Raw genomic sequence first — 17,135 nt, 5'->3', positions numbered from 1 at the left:
TCAGCCGGCTGTCGTTACCACTGAACAACGTGGTGGGTTTACACAGCTAGCCGGTCACGCCTTCCTCTTCCAGCCAGCGGCGCACCGCGGCGGCGTCAAACGGCCAATCCAGCTCGCCACCGGCGGCATTGCGCAACACCGGTACGCGGATGCCGTAGCGCGCTTCCAGCGCATCCTCGCCATCAATGAATACGCTTTCGAACGCCGGCGCGCGGGCACATGCCAACACCTCCAGCGACAGGTCGCAGAGGTGGCAATCATCGCGCTGGTAGAGCGTCAGGCTCATCGGTTGGTCTCGGCGGTGAACGAATGCTGCGCTGCGGGCAGGGCCGGCGACGCCAGCGACATAGAATAGTCGGCCTCAGCACTTCATTTTCCAGATAAAAGCATGTCTGTCAGCACATTCGACCTGTTCAAGATCGGCATTGGTCCGAGTTCCTCCCACACCGTCGGCCCGATGCGTGCAGCCGAACGCTTTGTGCATCGCTGGCTGCTCGATCCGGGCCTTCTGCAGGACACCGTGCGCATCCGCGCCGAGGTGTTCGGTTCGCTGGCGCTGACCGGCCGTGGCCACGGCACCGACAAGGCGATCCTGCTCGGCCTGGAAGGCCAGCGTCCCAACCTGATCGACCCGGACATCATTCCCGCCGCGCTGGAACGGATCCGCTCCAGCAAGCGGATCCAGCTGATGGGCCAGCACGAAATCGCGTTCGACGAAAAACGCGATCTGGCGATGAACAAGCGCCAGAAGCTGCCGTACCACACCAACGGCATGCGCTTCACCGCGTTCGATGCCAATGACGGAATCATCGCCACCCGCGACTACTACTCCGTTGGCGGCGGCTTCGTGGTCAATGCCGACGATGCCGCCGATGATCGCATCGTTGCGGACGTGACGCCGCTGCCGTATCCGTTCAGGAGTGGCGACGAGCTGCTGGCGCAGACCGCCCGCAGCGGCCTGAGCATCGCCCAGCTGATGTTCGAGAACGAGAAGTGCTGGCGCAGCGAGGACGAGATCCGCGCCAACCTGCGCGAGATCTGGGATGCGATGCAGGACTGCGTGGCCCGCGGCATCCGCCAGGAGGGCACCCTGCCCGGCGGCCTGAACGTGTCGCGACGCGCGCCGGCGCTGTACCGCGAGCTGTCCTCCAAACCCGAAGCGGCGATGCGCGATCCGCTGACCACGCTGGACTGGGTCAATGTCTACGCGCTGGCGGTCAACGAGGAAAACGCCGCCGGTGGCCGCGTGGTGACCGCCCCGACCAATGGCGCGGCCGGCATCATTCCCGCGGTGCTGCACTACTTCGACCGCTTCTGCCCGGGCGCCGACGAACCGCGCATCTTCGACTTCCTGCTGACCGCCGCGGCCATCGGCATCCTCTACAAGGAGAACGCCTCGATCTCCGGCGCCGAAGTCGGCTGCCAGGGCGAGGTCGGCGTGGCCTGCTCGATGGCGGCCGGCGGGCTGGTGGCCGCACTCGGCGGCAAGCCGTGGCAGATCGAGAACGCCGCCGAGATCGGCATGGAGCACAACCTGGGCCTGACCTGCGACCCGATCGGCGGGCTGGTGCAGATTCCGTGCATCGAACGCAACGCGATGGGCGCGGTGAAGGCGATCAACGCCTCGCGCATGGCCATGCGCGGCGATGGCAAGCACAAGGTCAGCCTGGACAAGGTGATCAAGACCATGCGCGAGACCGGCCGCGACATGCAGGACAAGTACAAGGAAACCAGCCGCGGCGGCCTGGCGGTCAACGTCATCGAGTGCTGACAGCCGCGTTGCAATGGCGGCGGCGGCCATTGCAGAATCCCGCCCGGGACAGTCAGGTCAAGGACAACGGATGCAATCCGGACAAGAGCCAGGCAGGCAACCACCCGCTCCACCTACATTGCCCGCACGTCCGCCGTCCACGCGCCCGCCACCGCGCAGCGGCGGGCTGAGCCTGGCCAGACTGCTGTTTGCGGCGGGTGTGCTGCTGCTCTGCGCGTGGTTCATCGGCAACCGCAAATCGCCGGCCGCCGATTCCGGAGCCACAGCGGATGCGCACGGGATCAACGCCGCACCAGATCCCGGCGCCCCCTCCAGCCCCCAGGCGCGGGTGATCCACGGGGAAAAATCCACCACGCTGGCCACGGTGGATGACGCCCGCATGTCGGTGGATGGGCAAGGAGAGGTCCTGCGCATCGAAGGCAGCGTCGGCAGAAATTTCGCCACCGGCCTGCAGACCCTATTGGAGACCCACCCTTCCTTGCAGCGCATCGACATCACCAGTGGCGGTGGCTACGCCAACGCCGGGCTGGAAGCGGCGCGGATGATCCGCAAACGCAACCTCATTGTCCGGGTGCATTCCCACTGCGCCAGCATGTGCGTTGCGCTCTGGGCGGCGGCCGCACAGCGGCAGATGGAACCCGATGCCGTGATCGGCCTGCACCAGTGGAACGCCCAATGTGACGCTTTCCCGTCGCCTGCGCGCGAGGAGTGCCGTTACCAGATCCAGTTCGCCACCGACCACGACTCCAGTTACGACGCGTGGCTGCGCGATGCCGGCTTCAACCAGTACCTGCTTGATCTGCAGTCCCGCACCGCGGCGGAGGATATTGCCGTGCTGACGGCTCCGCAGCTGTGGGCCAACGGCGTGGATTTCAGCGTGGTCGCGCGGGATGGAACCCGCATGAGCCGTGCCGAGGTGCAGCGCTATCTTGCCGCGAAAACCGCGCGCCGTTAGCCCTGCAGGCGCTACGCGACGGCCGTGCCGCGAAGTGGCGGGCAGCGGGGCGGGTCGCCCGGCCTTCGCACCGGCTCAAGCACGCGACCGCAGCCGCACCCCGCCTTCCAGCGCCAGCAAGCCCACCGCGATCCAGATGGCGATATAGGTCGGCCACTGCCCTTGGCCGACGCTCTCACCCAGCAGCAGCGCGGCCAGCATCAGCAGCACCGGCTCGACGTAGGTCAGCAGGCCGAACAGGCTGAAAGACAGCATTTTGGCGGCCAGCATGTAGCACATCAGCGCCACCGCACTGACCACGCCCAGCAGCGGGATCAGCACATACAGCGCCGGGCGCTGCGCCAGCATCTGCCCCAGCCCGTGGCCATCGCCGATCGCCACCCAGCAGGCCACCGGCAGCAGCAACACCATCTCCACCCAGAAGCCGCCCAGGTGGGAGATATCCAGGTGCCGTCGCAACAGGAAATAGGCCGGGTAACCGAGTGCCACCAGCAGCATTTCCCAGGACAGCCCGTGGTTGTGCAACAAGGCCCAGGCAACGCCCGCTGCCGCACTGGCCACCGCCAGCGCCTGCAGCAGGCTCAGGCGTTCGCCGTAGAACACGCGCCCCACCAGCACCATCACCAGTGGCAGCAGGAAATAGCCCATCGACACCTGCAGCCCGCGCCCGTGCAACGGCGCCCACAGGAACAGCCACAGCTGCACCCCGACCATCGCCGTGGTGACCGGCAGCGCCAGCCACAGCCGGCGGTCGCTGCGGATACGCCGCAGGGTGCGCACGATCAGCGTGCGCTCACCGTCCAGATGCAGCATCAGCGCAACCAGCGGCACCGCAAACAGCACCCGCCAGCCGAAGATCTGCTCGCCCTGCAACGGCGCCAGCCACGGACTGGCGTAATACATCAGGCCGAACAGCAATGACGCCGCCAGCGAAACCACAACACCCTTGGACACGAACCACTACCTGTATTGATCGACCGGCGCGAAGGCGTTCCTGTGGCGGCCCCCGGCGCAGCGGCAGCGGGCACCCGCCCGGGAGGCGGTCAGGGCGCCGCTTCGCGCAGGCGGCGCACCGCCATGATAGGCCTGCGGCCGGATCTCAGCGGCTGGCGATCCGCAACACGTCGTCCAGCAACGCCGCCGCCGTGACCTGCGCGCCGGCCCCCGGCCCCTGGATCACCAGCGGTTGCGTGCAGTAGCGGTCACTGTGGATGACGACCCGGTTGTCGGTACCGCGGCCGCCGGCCAGCGGATGGTCGGACGGCAGCTCACGCAATCCGACGCGGGCGCCGCGGGCATCGAGATGGCCGACAAAGCACAGCCGACGGCCACGGGCCTGCGCCTGCTGGCAGCGGGCGGCGAGCGCCGCATCAAGCTGCTCCAGCCCGGCGTCCACCGCTTCCAGCGCCGCGGCGGCAAGTGCGGCGGGCACCAGCGAGTCCACCCGCACCTGCGCCGCCTGCAGCGGCACCCCGGCCGCGCGCGCCAGGATCAGCACCTTGCGACGCACATCCTCGCCGGACAGGTCGATGCGCGGGTCCGGCTCGGTATAGCCGGCCGCCACGGCTTCGCGCACGCATTGCGAGAACGGCGTGGCGCCGTCGTAGCGATGGAACAGCCACGCCAGCGAGCCGGACAGCACCCCTTCGATCGAATGGATGCGGTCGCCACCGGCCACCAGCGCGCGGATGCTGCTGAGCAGCGGCAGGCCGGCACCGACGGTGGCGGCATCGCCATAGCGCGCGTTGCCGGTGGCACAGGTACGGGCGATCACCTGCGAGCGTTGCAGGCAGGTGCCGTGGCCGAGCTTGTTGGCGGTGACCACATGCACACCACGCGCCAGCCAGTGCGCGTGCTCGCCGGCAATCGCCTCGCTGGCGGTGGCATCGACCAGCACGTCGCCGGCGCGCAGGGCGTCCGCATCGGACCAGGCGGCCGCCACGGCGGCGCCGGCCACCGCACTCTGCGCCTGTGCCAGCGCCGACTCGGGGGCATCGGCACACGCCAGCGCAATGCGCGAGTTGGCCAGCCAATGCAGTTGCGGCAAAGCCAGCTGGCGCTGTTGCAGCGCGCGGTAACGCGCCACGAAGGCTGTTCCCACCGTGCCGGTGCCCAGCAGCACCAGCCGCGCCGGGGCCGGTGTGAGGTTCCCGCGCGGCAGCGCGCTCATGCATCCACCTGCTTGCGCACACCGCTGTCGATCATCCGCTGTGCCCGCGCCAGCGCGGCGCTCAGATCGGCCAGCAGGTCGGCGCTGGATTCAATGCCGACCGACAGCCGCAGCAGGCCATCACGGATCCCGGCGTTGGCGCGTGCCCCGGCGCTCATCGCCGCATGCGTCATCGTCGCCGGATGCGCAATCAGGCTTTCCACCCCGCCCAGCGATTCGGCCAGGGTGAAGTAGCGCAGGCCATCGACAAAGGCGCGCACCGCCGCCAGCGGGTCGGGGCCTGCGCAGGGCACCAGTTCAAACGACAGCATCGCGCCGAAGCCCTGCTGCTGCCGCGCCGCCAGCGCATGGCCGGGATGCGCTGGCAGGCCGGGGTAATAGACGCTGGCCACCGCGTCGCTGCTGCTGAGCAGGGCGACGATGGCCCGGGTGTTTTCCTCGTGCACGCGCAGGCGCGCCTGCAGCGTGCGCAGACCGCGCAGGGTCAGGAACGCGTCGAACGGCGAGCCGGTCAGGCCCAGCGCATTGGCCCACCAGCTCAGCTGCTGGTGCAGCGCGGGATCGGCCGCAACCACCGCGCCGCCAACCACGTCGCTGTGGCCATTGATGTACTTGGTGGTCGAATGCAGCACCAGGTCGGCGCCAAACCCGATCGGCGTCTGCAGCGCCGGCGACAGGAAGGTGTTGTCGACCACCACCCTGGCGCCGGCCTTGTGCGCGGCCTCGATCACGAAACGCAGGTCGGTGATGCGCAGCAGCGGGTTGGACGGGGTTTCCACCAGCACCAGCGCCGGCGATTGCGCCAGCGCCGCGGCCAGCGAGCGCGGATCGGTCAGGTCGGCGGTGACCAGCTCGAAATGGCCCTTGCCGGCCAGCGCATTGAACAGGCGCCAGCTGCCGCCATAGGCGTCGTGCGGCACCACCAGCTTGTCGCCGGGCTGCAACAGCGCATTGAGCACCAGGTTGATCGCGCCCATGCCGGTGGAGGTGATGACCCCGCCCGCGCCGCCTTCCAGCTCGGCCAGGGCTTCGCCCAACAGGTCGCGGGTCGGATTGCCGCTGCGGGTGTAGTCGTATTCGCGCTTGTTGCCGAAGCCGTCGAAACTGAAATTCGACGACAGCACGATCGGCGGCGTCACCGCGCCGTGGGCGGTATCGCGATCGATACCGGCACGGACGGCGGCGGTCTGGCGGCTGCAGGAGGAAGGGGTACCGGCGGACAGGCTCATGCGTTTTCTCCGGACAGGCGAAGGGCGGTGGCGAGGATCGCGTCGATACGATCGGTTTCCTTGAGGAAGGCGTCGTGGCCGTAGGGCGAGCGCAACACGCGCAGGCTGCCGCGTGGCCCCAGCCCTTCGACCAGCGTGACCAGGTCGGACAACGGCACCAGGCGGTCGCCTTCGACGGCCACCACCACGGTCGGCACGTGGATGGCGGCCGGATCGATGCGGTGCAGGTCGATGGACTCGGACAGGCGCAGGTAGGCAGTGACCCGGGTGCGGACCACGTATCGCGCACCGGCGGTGTCCAGATAGTCCTCGGCCGCCACCCGCACGCGGCCGTTGACCACTTCCGGCGCCGCGTCGAAGCGTTCGCCGAACTCCTCCGGGGTGCGGTAGCTGAGCATCGCGAACTGGCGGGCCAAGGCCAGGCCGTGGCTTTCGGCGCATTGCAATTGACCCAGTGCGACCGCGCGGCGCTGCAGCGCGCGCCACGCCGAGGCGTAGGGATGCGGACGATGGGCGCCGCTGACCGCGATCAGCTTGGCCAGCCGCTGCGGGTGGCGGATCGCCAGTTGCAGGCCGACCAGCGCGCCGTAGGAATAGCCGACAAAGCCGTGCAGGCGGTCGATGTGCAGCGCATCGAGCAGGGCGACGATGGCATCGGCCTGGTCGGCGGTATCGATCGGCGCATCCAGATCGCCAGCGGCGCCAATGAAATCGAACGCCAGGATGCGGCGCTGCGCCGGGTCCAGCGCGCGCCCGGCCGCCACCAGCCCGTCGGCCCAGCCCTTTTCGGCAAACTGCGGATTGACCGCGACGTGGCGATGGGCGGAAATGCCGCCGGCCAGCAGCACCACCGGCGCCGCCACCGGCCCCACCAGCTCGTAGCGCAACCGCAGCGGGCGGGTGCCGGCATGGCGCATCGGCAACAGCACCGGCACGTCGCCGCGCACGGCGAGGCGGGTGGCGGTTGCGCTGCCGGCAAAAAGGTCAGGGGCGACGGTTGCGTTCACGAAATTCATGGCGGTATCCGGAAAGGAGCGGCCATCGAGCTTCGCGGAGCTCGCGTTCGACGTGCGAAGGCACAGATCGAACCATCTTTCGGCGGACGCGCAGGTCCCCGCAGGATTTGGCACCCGATACAGCCGCTCGCGCGTCTGTTGCTGGTTGCCCCGGCATCAAAGGGCCTGTCCCTCCGCCGGTCTCGATGGTGACGCCACGATGCCAGCGCCCCTCGCGCATGTCAATCGCTTCATTCGGATGAAGCGATGAATAGTTTCCAGCGAAACGGGTGACCCATAATCAGTTCCTCGCCTCGCCCCGGGTTCTGCGTGCGCCCCACCCTGCTGACACTTGTCCTTGCCGCCCTGGCCGGCGGATTTCCCGCCGCGCTCGCCGCCGCGCCCGGCGCGAAGTGGCGGGCGTGGGGACAGATGCCGCCGCCGGCCGCCCCCGCCGGCACCCGCAGCGACAACACCGCTGCAGCGATGACCCGGCTGCGCCTGGAAGGCCGCGCACCGCTGTACCAGGCCCGTGCCGACAACCTGCTGGCCGGTCCGGTCCAGGTGCAGTTGCGGCCACGGCGGGATTCCCCGCTGATCGCCACCCCGGCCCTGCCGCTGCAAGCAGTGCTGCCGGCGGGCGCCAGCCGGATCCTGGCGCGATTGCAGACCGCTGCCGAAAACCCGGGGGACGCGATCGAGCTGGTGCTGGATGCGGTGCCCGGCGATCCGGCCGCCCGCCCGCAGCCCCACCGCTACCTGCTGCCGTTTGCCGCCGGGCGCATCCGCGTGGATCAGGGCTATGGCGGCCGCCTGAGCCATGACGATGAGCAGAACCGCTACGCGGTCGATTTCGCCCTGCCTGAAGGCACCCCGGTGCTGGCCGCGCGCGCCGGCACGGTGATGCAGGTCCGCGATGGCGACGATGGCCAGGCCAACTTCATCCGCATCCTGCACGAGGACGGCGGCATGGCGGTGTATGCCCACCTGCAACCGGGTGGCGTGCAGGTCGGCAACGGGCAGACGGTGGCGGCCGGCCAGCGCATCGGCCTGTCCGGCAACAGCGGCCGCAGCACCGCACCGCACCTGCATTTCGCGGTCCAGGCCAATACCGGGCTGCGGCTGGAGTCGATCCCGTTCCGCATGCTCAGCGCGCGCGGCGAGCTGCACTTCGCCCGCGATGAACCGGCCACCGGCCGCGCCACGGCGCCGTGAGCCACGCGGCGGCGGGCAGCCCGCTATAATCGGCGGCTCTTTTTCACCGATGCGCCCGTGCGGGCGCGCTCGCCATGTCCGAAGTCGCCACCGAAGCCGCACGTCGCCGTACGTTCGCCATCATTTCCCACCCTGACGCCGGCAAGACCACGCTGACCGAAAAGCTGTTGCTGTTCGGCGGTGCGATCCAGATGGCCGGCTCGGTGAAGTCGCGCAAGACCAGCAAGCACGCCACCTCCGACTGGATGGCGCTGGAAAAGGAGCGCGGCATCTCGGTCACGTCCTCGGTGATGCAGTTCCCGTACGAAGGCAGGATCATCAACCTGCTCGACACCCCCGGCCATGCCGACTTCGGCGAGGACACCTACCGGGTGCTCACCGCGGTGGACTCGGCGCTGATGGTGATCGACGTGGCCAAGGGCGTGGAGGAACGCACCATCAAGCTGATGGAGGTGTGCCGCCTGCGCGACACCCCGATCATGACCTTCATCAACAAGCTCGACCGCGAGGGCAAGGACCCGATCGACCTGCTGGACGAGGTGGAAACCGTGCTCGGCATCCAGTGCGCCCCGGTGACCTGGCCGATCGGCATGGGCCAGCGCCTGAAGGGCGTGGTGCACCTGCTGACCGGCGAAGTGCACCTGTACGAGCCCGGCCGCAATTTCACCCGCCAGGACTCGACCATTTTCCCCTCGCTGGACGCGCCCGGGCTGGCCGAAAAACTCGGCGAGCGCATGCTGGCCGACCTGCGCGAGGAACTGGAGCTGGTGCAGGGCGCCAGCCATGCCTTCGACGTGGACGAATACCTGGCCGGCAGGCAGACCCCGGTGTTCTTCGGCTCGGGCGTGAACAACTTCGGCGTGCAGCCGCTGCTGGACTTCTTCGTCAAGCACGCCCCGTCACCGCAGCCGCGTGCCACCAGCGGCCGCGAGATCGCGCCGCAGGAACCCAAACTCACCGGCTTCGTGTTCAAGATCCAGGCCAACATGGACCCGCAGCACCGCGACCGGGTGGCGTTCATGCGCGTGTGCTCGGGCAAGTTCACCGCCGGCATGAAGACCTTCCACGTGCGCTCCGGCAAGGAAATGAAGCTGGCCAATGCGCTGACCTTCATGGCCTCCGACCGCGAGATCGCCGCCGAGGCGTGGCCGGGCGATGTGATCGGCATCCACAACCACGGCACCATCTCCATCGGCGACACCTTCACCGAAGGCGAGGCGGTGACCTTCACCGGCATTCCCAACTTCGCCCCGGAACTGTTCCGCCGCGCCCGGCTGAAGGACCCGCTCAAGCTCAAGCAGCTGCACAAGGGCCTGGCGCAGCTGTCCGAGGAAGGCGCCACCCAGTTCTTCCGCCCGCTGATGAGCAACGACCTGATCCTGGGCGCGGTCGGCGTGCTGCAGTTCGATGTGGCCGCCTACCGGCTGAAGGACGAGTACGGCGTGGAGGCGATTTTCGAGCCGGTCGGGGTGATCACCGCGCGCTGGGTGCACTGCGGCAACGAGAAGAAGCTGGAGGAATTCCGCGAGAAGAACGCCGGCAACCTCAGCATCGACGCCGCCGGCCAGCTGGTCTATCTGGCCCCGACCCGGGTCAACCTGCAGCTGGCGCAGGAGCGCGCCCCGGACGTGCGTTTTGCCGCAACCCGTGAAGCGGCACACACTGTTTCCGCAGGCTAGAGCCAGACCGTACGTGCACGCATGGGCCAACGCGGCGATGATAAGGGGGAGCGGGTTCCCCCTCCCCCGCACAGCCCTCCGTTGCCATGACCTCTGCCGTTTCGATCCGTGAAGAAATCGCCAGCGCCCTCACCCACGGCCTGGGTGCGGTGGCCGCACTGGCGGGAAGCGCCGTCCTCATCACCTTGGCCAGCATCTACGGCGACGCCTGGCAACTGACCAGCGCCATCGTCTTCGGTGTGGCGCTGTTGCTGCTGTACACCGCCTCCACGCTGTACCACGCGATCCAGCATCCGGTCGCCAAGGGCCGGCTGAAAGTGTTCGACCACTGCGCGATCTACCTGCTGATCGCCGGCACCTACACCCCGTTCACCCTGATCGGGCTGCGCGGTCCGTGGGGCTGGGGCCTGTTTGCCGCGATCTGGTCGCTGGCGCTGTTCGGGGTGGTCTTCAAGCTGTTCTACACCGGCCGTTTCAAGCTGCTGTCGACCCTGATCTATATCGCCATGGGCTGGATGGTGGTGGTGGCGATCAAGCCGATGCTGCACTCGCTCGATACCTGGACGCTGGGCTGGCTGCTGGCCGGCGGCGTGTCGTACACGCTGGGCACCTGGTTCTATCACCGTGAATCGGTGCCTTATTCGCACGCGATCTGGCACATGTTCGTGATTGGCGGCAGTGTCTGCCACTTCGTCTCGGTGTCGGCGCAGATCCTCTGAGCGACTCTCCAGGCACGACCACGGGTACTGGCGCCGCCAGCCAGCGCCCCATGCCACTACTTCGCGTTGCCTGCACGACCGGCACGCGACCATCAACGACGTGAATGCCTCCACGTCCGCCACTCCTCCGCCCCCCTCCCCGCCGCCGTCGCGCTGGCGCTGGCAGCGCCCCGGGAAACGCGGACAACGCTGGCTGGCGGTGCTGGCCTGCTTGATCGCGGCGCTGCTGGTGTTGATCGCCCTGTGGGACTGGAACTGGTTCAAGGGCCCGGTCGAACGCGCCGTCGAGGCCCGCACCGGCCGCGAATTCCAGATCAATGGCGATCTGGATGTGGATCTGGGCCGGGTCACCACGGTGCGCGGCGATGGGCTGACCTTCGCCAATGCGAAATGGGCCAGGCAGCCCCACATGGCGACCGCCGAGCGGGTCGAGATCGACCTGCGGTTCTGGCCCCTGCTTCGCGGCCAAGTGCGCATTCCCGAAATCCGCCTGACCCGCCCCGACCTGCTGCTGGAGAGCGGGCCCGACAAGAACACACCCGGCAACTGGGATTTCCTCGGCCCCAGCGATGGCAATCCTCCCGTGCTGCAGCGACTGCTGGTCGAAGACGGCCACCTGCGGTTCGTGGATACGGCCGGCAAGACCGACGTGCGGGTCTCGCTCAACAGCGGCAAGGCGCGCAGCGGAGACAGTGCCCCACCGCTGCTGATCAGCGGTGACGGGCGCTGGAAGGGCAACCCGTTCTCGCTCAAGGGCGATACCGAGTCGCCGCTGGAACTGACCAACAGCGATCATCCGTTCCGCATCCAGCTGGATGGCCGCGCGGGCAATACCCACGCCATCGCCAGCGGCACGCTGACCAATCCGTTCCAGCTGCGCATCTTCGATCTGGAGCTGACGCTCAGCGGCCAGGACATGGAGGACCTGTACCCGCTGATCGGGCTGGCGATTCCATCCACCCCGCCCTATCGGCTGAAGGGGCGCCTGAAGCGCAACAATGGAATCTGGCGCTACGAGGACTTCAACGGCACTGCCGGCGACAGCGACCTGCACGGCACCGCCCAGGTCGACGTCAATGGCGCGCGCCCGCTGCTCAAAGCCGACCTGGTCTCCAAGCGCCTGGACTTCGACGATCTGGCCGGTTTCATCGGCGCCCCACCCAAAACCGGCGCCGGCGAAATGGCCAATGCGGAGCAGAAAGCCCGGGCTGCGGCCCTGGCGGCGCGCGCCAGGATCCTGCCGGACACGCCATACGACCTCGGCAAGTTGCGCGCGATGGATGCCGATGTGCGCTGGAAGGCGCACCGCATCGATTCACCGAAACTGCCGCTGGACGACATGGACGCCCACCTCAAACTCGACAACGGCCTGCTGCGGCTGCAACCGCTGAACTTCGGCGTCGCTGGGGGCGACATCCGCAGCACCATCCACATGGACGCGCGCACGCAGACCATCTCCACCCAGCTGCAGGCCACGATCCGCAAACTGCAGCTGGGCAAGTTGTTTCCGGATGCCAAGCTGGCCGAGCAGGCCTCTGGCGGCATCAGCGGCCAGGTCAACCTGAGCGGCCACGGCAATTCGATCGCGGCGATGCTGGGCAGTTCCGATGGCGATGTCGCCATCGGCATGGGCCGCGGCCATATCGGCAACCTGGTGATGGAACTGGCCGGGCTGGACATCGCCGAATCGCTGAAATTCCTCGTCATGGGCGATCAGCAGATCCCGCTGCGCTGCGCCTTTGCCGACTTCAGCGTGAAGGATGGCTTGATGCAATCGCGCGCTTTGGCCTTCGATACCAGCGACACCCTGATCGTCGGCGAAGGCAACATCAGCCTGAAGCAGGAATCGCTGGACCTGCTGCTCAAGCCGCGCCCGAAGGACATCAGCATCCTGGCGTTGCGCTCGCCGCTGCGCGTGGGCGGCAGCTTCAAGGATCCTTCGTTCCGGCCCGACTTCAAGGCGCTGGGGTTGCGCGGGGCGATCGCGCTGACGCTGGCCAGCATCACCCCGCCGGCCGCGTTGCTGGCCACGCTGGAGACCGGCCCCGGCAAAGACAGCAATTGCGGCGGCAAATACGCGCGTTGATAGCGGCCGGTCGCACTCAACCGGCCACGGTCAACCGGCGATGTAGTGCTGCAGCTGGTCCAGCTGTTCGCGCTGGTATTCGATCACCGCCTTGACCAGGTCGCCGATCGAGATCACCCCGACCACCTGCTCGTTTTCCATCACCGGCAAATGGCGGATGCGCTTGTCGGTCACCAGTTGCAGGCAGCGCTCGACGGCTTCGCCCGGCGTCACCGTGATCAGCTGGGTGGTCATGATGTCGCGCACCGGCGTGTTGGCCGACGAGCGGTTGTGCAGGACGATCTTGCGCGCGTAATCGCGCTCGGACAGGATCCCGGCCAGCCGCGGCCCGTCCATCACCAGCACTGCGCCAACGCCTTTTTCAGCCATCAGGCGGATGGCATCGACCACGGCGGCATCCGGGGATACCGCGTAAACCTCAGGGGATTTGCTCCTGAGCAACTGCCGGACGGTTTGCATACGGGTCTCCCGGGGTAGCTGTGCGTGCCGTCGATACTGCCACGTCCGGCGCCTGCCAGCTGTCAACCAGATACAGCGGCCGCTGCTTGGCCTCCATATACAGCCGGCCCAGATACTCGCCGATCAGTCCCAGCGCGATCAGCTGGACACCGCCCAGGAACAGGATCACCGCCATCATCGTCGGCCAACCGGCCACCCGGTCCCCGTACAGGGTGGCCTTGGCCACCACCACCACGGCGAACCCGAACGCGGAGGCGGCCGTCAGCAGTCCCAGATAGGTCGCCACCCGCAGCGGTGCGGTGGAAAAGCTGGTGATGCCCTCCAGCGCCAGATTCCACAGTTTCCAGAAGCCGAACTTGCTGCGCCCGGCCACCCGCGGCCCGCGCCGATAAGGCAACGCCACCCGGCGGAAGCCGACCCAGCCAAACAGCCCCTTCATGAACCGCTGGCGTTCGCGCAACTGTTTCAGCGCCGTCAGGGCGCGCGCGGACAACAACCGGAAGTCGCCGGTGTCGGCAGGGATGGGCGTCTTCGACAGGCGCCCGATCAGCCGATAGAACACCGAGGCGGTTGCCCGCTTGAGCCAGCCCTCCCCGTCACGGGCCAGGCGGGTGCCGTATACGTCGTCATATCCTTCGCGCCACAGCGCCACAAACTGCGCGATCAGTTCCGGCGGGTCCTGCCCGTCGGCATCGAGGATCAGCACCGCGCCGCCATCGACGAAATCCAGCCCGGCCGTCAGCGCGGCCTCCTTGCCAAAATTGCGCGACAACCTCAGCAGCCCGGTACGCGGATCGCTGGCGGCCAGTTGCCGCATCACCTGCCAGGTGGCATCGGTGCTGCCGTCGTCCACGTAGAGGATGCGGCCGTCCAGCTCCGGCAGGCGCTGCAATTCGCCACTGATGCGCGGATGCAGCAGCGGCAATGCATCGGCTTCGTTGTGGGCGGCAACAACAACTGTCAGGCGATCCGTATTCATGGCGCGATTCTACGGAACCGCGCCGCCGCGGCGCTCAATCCGCGTCATCCACATAGCCGGCACCGCCCAATTGCCGCGCCTGCCGCTGGATCCAGGCGGCCCGCCGCTGCACATAGGCCCCGGGATTCTGTGCGCTGTAGCGCCGTGGTGACGGCAACACCGCGGCCAGCCGCGCACTCTCCGCACCACTCAGGCGCGCGGCGTCCTTGTTCCAGAATTGCCGCGATGCAGCCTGCACGCCATAGATGCCATCGCCGAACTCGGCCACGTTGGCATACATCTCCAGAATGCGGCTTTTCGGCCACAACGCCTCGATCAGCAGCGTGTACCAGGCTTCCAGCCCTTTGCGCAGCCAACTGCGGCCCTGCCAGAGGAACACATTCTTGGCCACCTGCTGGCTGATCGTGCTGGCGCCGCGCAGGCGCCCGCCGCGGGCGTTGTGGCTGCGCGCCTTTTCAATCGCCTGCAGGTCAAAGCCGCCATGCAGCGGAAAACGCTGGTCCTCGGCGGCCACCAGCGAAATCGGCACACTGGGCGCCATCTGGTCCAGATCCCGCCAGGCGTAGTGGACCCTGAACTTCCAGTCGCCCTGTCCCCAGGCCTCCAACTGCCGCAACGCCATTACCGTGGAGAACGGCGGGTCGACAAAACGCAACACCACCACCTGCAGTCCCGAAACCCCCACGAACGCCAGCGGCACCGCCAGCAGCCAGCGCCATAGCCGCCGGCGCGGCCGCTGGGCCCCCTGCCCGCCTTCCACCTTGAGCTTGCCGTCCTCCGCCCCCATNCCACGAACGCCAGCGGCACCGCCAGCAGCCAGCGCCATAGCCGCCGGCGCGGCCGCTGGGCCCCCTGCCCGCCTTCCACCTTGAGCTTGCCGTCCTCCGCCCCCATTGCTGGTACACCTCCAGTGGTCCGTAGTCCGGCGCATTATCCGGTACCGGACTTTCATATACGCATAGATGCCGACCCCATGACCGACCAATCCGACCTGCTTGTCCGCTTCCTCCTGCCCGAAGCCGGGGTACGTGGCGTCCATGTCCAGCTTTCCTCCAGCTGGCGCGAAATCCTCTCCCACGGCCAATACCCGGCCTCGGCCACGCAACTGCTGGGCGAGGCGTGCGTGGCGTCGGCGCTGTTCACCGGCCACACCAAGGTTGATGGCAGGCTCTCGATCCAGCTGCGCAGCAGTTCGGCGATGCGCACCCTGTTTGCCGAATGCACTTCGGCCGGCAGCCTGCGTGGCATCGTGCAGCTGGCCGAAGGTCAGGATGCGCCGCATGAGCTCAACCGCCTGGGAGACGATGCGCTGCTGGCCATCACCATCGAAAACCCGGGGCTGGATCCGCGCGAGCCGCAGCGCTACCAGAGTCTGGTGGCGCTGACCGCCACCACCCTGGACGAAGCCTTCGAGGACTATTTCCGCCAGTCCGAACAGCTGCCCACCCGGCTGCTGCTGGCTGCCGATGGTGAACGCGCCGCCGGCCTGCTGCTGCAGAAGCTGCCCGGCGACAGCGGTGACAACGACGGCTGGATGCGCGCAAGCGCCCTGTTCGACACCCTGCGGCGCGACGAACTGCTGGGCGTGGCCGGCCCCGAGCTGCTGCACCGCCTGTTCCACCAGGAAACCCCGGACCTGCTCGGCTCCAAGCCGCTGCACTTCGGCTGTTCCTGCTCGCGCGGACGGGTGGAAGCGATGCTGCAGTCGCTCGGCGAAGAGGAAGCGCGCGCCGCCGCCGAGCCGACCGGACGGGTGGAGGTGCGCTGCGAATTCTGCGGTCAGAATTATCACTTCCCCTTGACCGAACTGGGCGCACTGTTTGCCGACGCACCGGCTGAACAACCCGCGCCGGAACGGCTTCAATGAAATCTGTGACGAGTTGCGTTCTGGGGAGGACGAAGACTTGTTAAGAAAACATAAACGCCCTACGATCAAAGACATCCTCCTGCGGGAACTTCCCGCGGATCCGCGTGTCCCAGAGATCCTATGAACGCATTTTTGCGCCTGCCCCTTGCCTTGATGATCGCCCTGGGTGCGGTCTCGGGCGCGCATGCGCAGAGCCGGCCCACCGCGCAGGACAGCACGGTGCTGCCGGTGTGGAACAAGGGCAGCGGCAAGGTGGAAGCCCTGCTGTATCTCGAACCGACCGGTGAGCAGACGGCCGGGGCCCGCTGGCACTTCGGCCGCAATTCGCTGGATGCCGCGTTCGGGCTTTCTTCCCGCGACTCCCTGGGTCTGCTGTGCAACAGCAGCCGCGGCACCAGCATCAGCGGGCTGGCCAGCCACTGCATGCTTGCCAGCCTCGGCGATGACGACGATGACAGGGGCATCGGCCGCCACCTTTCGGCGACCACCAGTTTCAACCGTCCGGGCGGCCGTATCGGCCTGTCGGCCGGTACCGGCCGCGATACGCTGCCGGCATGGCTTTCCAGCAACGGCAAGGCCCCGGCAACGCGGATGGAGCAGAACGACCTGACCGTCTTCGGGCAGAAGAACATTGGCCGCGAAGGCTTTGTCTCCATTGGCGGCACTTACGCCAAGGCGCGTCTGGTCCCGCTGAGAGATGCCTCGCCGGCACTGGTTGACCAGTGGGACAGCAAGACCCTGAGCATGGGCGCTGGCTACGGCCCCTTCAGCGCCAATATTGTCGGCCGTGTGGTTGACGTTCCCGGCCAGCCCGGCAAGTGGGAAGGCGTGGGCCTGGGCCTTACCTGGCGGACACCCTGGAGCGGCCAGCTCACGGTGGGCGCGGAGAACGTGATCACCCGCGGCAAAAACCCGTTCGCCCCCAAGAATGAAAGCAATGACGAAGGCACCATTCCTTACGTCAGGTACGAGCAGGATCTTTAAGCACCTGTTTTTAAAAGGGATAACTCC

The 17,135-nt window shown here is 67.6% G+C and carries 16 protein-coding genes and 1 riboswitch; of the genes, 8 read left to right on the top strand and 8 right to left on the bottom strand.

Annotation, left to right across the window (positions count from 1 at the left end; genetic code table 11):
- Positions 1-46: 46 nt before the first annotated feature.
- A complete protein-coding gene (locus tag QZH66_RS09495; RefSeq protein ID WP_305805697.1) occupies positions 47-286 on the bottom strand; it encodes a glutaredoxin family protein in 240 nt (79 codons plus the stop codon).
- Positions 287-388: 102 nt separating this feature from the next.
- Between QZH66_RS09495 and QZH66_RS09490 the strand changes: the two genes are divergently transcribed.
- Positions 389-1,771, top strand: a complete 1,383-nt coding sequence (locus tag QZH66_RS09490; protein WP_305805696.1) for an L-serine ammonia-lyase — start codon at positions 389-391, stop codon at positions 1,769-1,771.
- Positions 1,772-1,889: 118 nt separating this feature from the next.
- Positions 1,890-2,726, top strand: coding sequence for a hypothetical protein (locus QZH66_RS09485; RefSeq protein ID WP_305805695.1), 837 nt, complete (start codon positions 1,890-1,892; stop codon positions 2,724-2,726).
- Between the two features lie 75 nt (positions 2,727-2,801).
- On the opposite strand, the gene rarD is transcribed toward QZH66_RS09485, so the two are convergent.
- The 4 genes from rarD to QZH66_RS09465 all read right to left on the bottom strand — a co-directional run bounded on the left by rarD (position 2,802) and on the right by QZH66_RS09465 (position 7,141).
- Positions 2,802-3,680: an EamA family transporter RarD gene (gene rarD, locus QZH66_RS09480; RefSeq protein ID WP_305805694.1), complete on the bottom strand. Its 879-nt coding sequence runs from the start codon at positions 3,678-3,680 to the stop codon at positions 2,802-2,804.
- A gap of 145 nt (positions 3,681-3,825) precedes the next feature.
- Positions 3,826-4,896 (bottom strand): homoserine dehydrogenase, encoded by a 1,071-nt coding sequence (locus QZH66_RS09475; RefSeq protein WP_305805693.1) that lies wholly within the window; start codon positions 4,894-4,896, stop codon positions 3,826-3,828.
- Entirely contained in the window at positions 4,893-6,125 is a 1,233-nt protein-coding gene (locus QZH66_RS09470; protein ID WP_305805692.1) for an O-succinylhomoserine (thiol)-lyase, read from the bottom strand. Before QZH66_RS09470 ends, QZH66_RS09475 begins: the two co-directional genes overlap by 4 nt.
- Positions 6,122-7,141, bottom strand: a complete 1,020-nt coding sequence (locus QZH66_RS09465) for a homoserine O-succinyltransferase (RefSeq protein WP_305805691.1) — start codon at positions 7,139-7,141, stop codon at positions 6,122-6,124. Before QZH66_RS09465 ends, QZH66_RS09470 begins: the two co-directional genes overlap by 4 nt.
- Before the next feature lie 69 nt (positions 7,142-7,210).
- A riboswitch (SAM riboswitch) is annotated at positions 7,211-7,333 on the bottom strand.
- Between the two features lie 117 nt (positions 7,334-7,450).
- On the opposite strand from QZH66_RS09465, the gene QZH66_RS09460 reads away from it, so the two are divergent.
- The 4 genes from QZH66_RS09460 (at position 7,451) to QZH66_RS09445 (ending at position 12,819) form a co-directional block, all read left to right on the top strand.
- On the top strand, positions 7,451-8,335 hold the full coding sequence (locus QZH66_RS09460; RefSeq protein WP_305805690.1) for a M23 family metallopeptidase: 885 nt from the start codon (positions 7,451-7,453) through the stop codon (positions 8,333-8,335).
- 74 nt (positions 8,336-8,409) lie between these two features.
- A complete protein-coding gene (locus QZH66_RS09455) occupies positions 8,410-10,014 on the top strand; it encodes a peptide chain release factor 3 (RefSeq protein ID WP_305805689.1) in 1,605 nt (534 codons plus the stop codon).
- Between the two features lie 86 nt (positions 10,015-10,100).
- A complete protein-coding gene (locus QZH66_RS09450) occupies positions 10,101-10,733 on the top strand; it encodes a hemolysin III family protein (RefSeq protein WP_305805688.1) in 633 nt (210 codons plus the stop codon).
- 193 nt (positions 10,734-10,926) lie between these two features.
- Positions 10,927-12,819: an AsmA family protein gene (locus QZH66_RS09445; RefSeq protein WP_305805700.1), complete on the top strand. Its 1,893-nt coding sequence runs from the start codon at positions 10,927-10,929 to the stop codon at positions 12,817-12,819.
- Between the two features lie 30 nt (positions 12,820-12,849).
- On the opposite strand, the gene QZH66_RS09440 is transcribed toward QZH66_RS09445, so the two are convergent.
- Genes QZH66_RS09440 through mtgA form a run of 3 tightly spaced genes read right to left on the bottom strand, consistent with a single transcriptional unit; the run spans position 12,850 to position 15,044 of the window.
- Entirely contained in the window at positions 12,850-13,278 is a 429-nt protein-coding gene (locus QZH66_RS09440) for a CBS domain-containing protein (RefSeq protein ID WP_305805687.1), read from the bottom strand.
- Positions 13,238-14,257 carry a glycosyltransferase family 2 protein gene (locus QZH66_RS09435; protein WP_305805686.1) on the bottom strand — a complete coding sequence of 340 codons (1,020 nt, stop codon included), beginning with the start codon at positions 14,255-14,257 and terminating at the stop codon, positions 13,238-13,240. Before QZH66_RS09435 ends, QZH66_RS09440 begins: the two co-directional genes overlap by 41 nt.
- 34 nt (positions 14,258-14,291) lie before the next feature.
- Complete coding sequence (gene mtgA, locus QZH66_RS09430) at positions 14,292-15,044, bottom strand: monofunctional biosynthetic peptidoglycan transglycosylase (protein WP_305805685.1); 753 nt, start codon at positions 15,042-15,044, stop codon at positions 14,292-14,294.
- A 186-nt stretch (positions 15,045-15,230) separates the two neighbouring features.
- On the opposite strand from mtgA, the gene QZH66_RS09425 reads away from it, so the two are divergent.
- Positions 15,231-16,124 carry an Hsp33 family molecular chaperone HslO gene (locus tag QZH66_RS09425; RefSeq protein WP_305805684.1) on the top strand — a complete coding sequence of 298 codons (894 nt, stop codon included), beginning with the start codon at positions 15,231-15,233 and terminating at the stop codon, positions 16,122-16,124.
- 153 nt (positions 16,125-16,277) lie between these two features.
- Positions 16,278-17,108 carry a hypothetical protein gene (locus tag QZH66_RS09420; RefSeq protein ID WP_305805699.1) on the top strand — a complete coding sequence of 277 codons (831 nt, stop codon included), beginning with the start codon at positions 16,278-16,280 and terminating at the stop codon, positions 17,106-17,108.
- The last annotated feature ends 27 nt before the right edge of the window (positions 17,109-17,135 follow it).

This window comes from Stenotrophomonas sp. YIM B06876 (assembly GCF_030711595.1).
Taxonomy (GTDB): Bacteria; Pseudomonadota; Gammaproteobacteria; order Xanthomonadales; family Xanthomonadaceae; genus Stenotrophomonas.
This window is presented reverse-complemented; position numbering and strand designations above follow the sequence as displayed.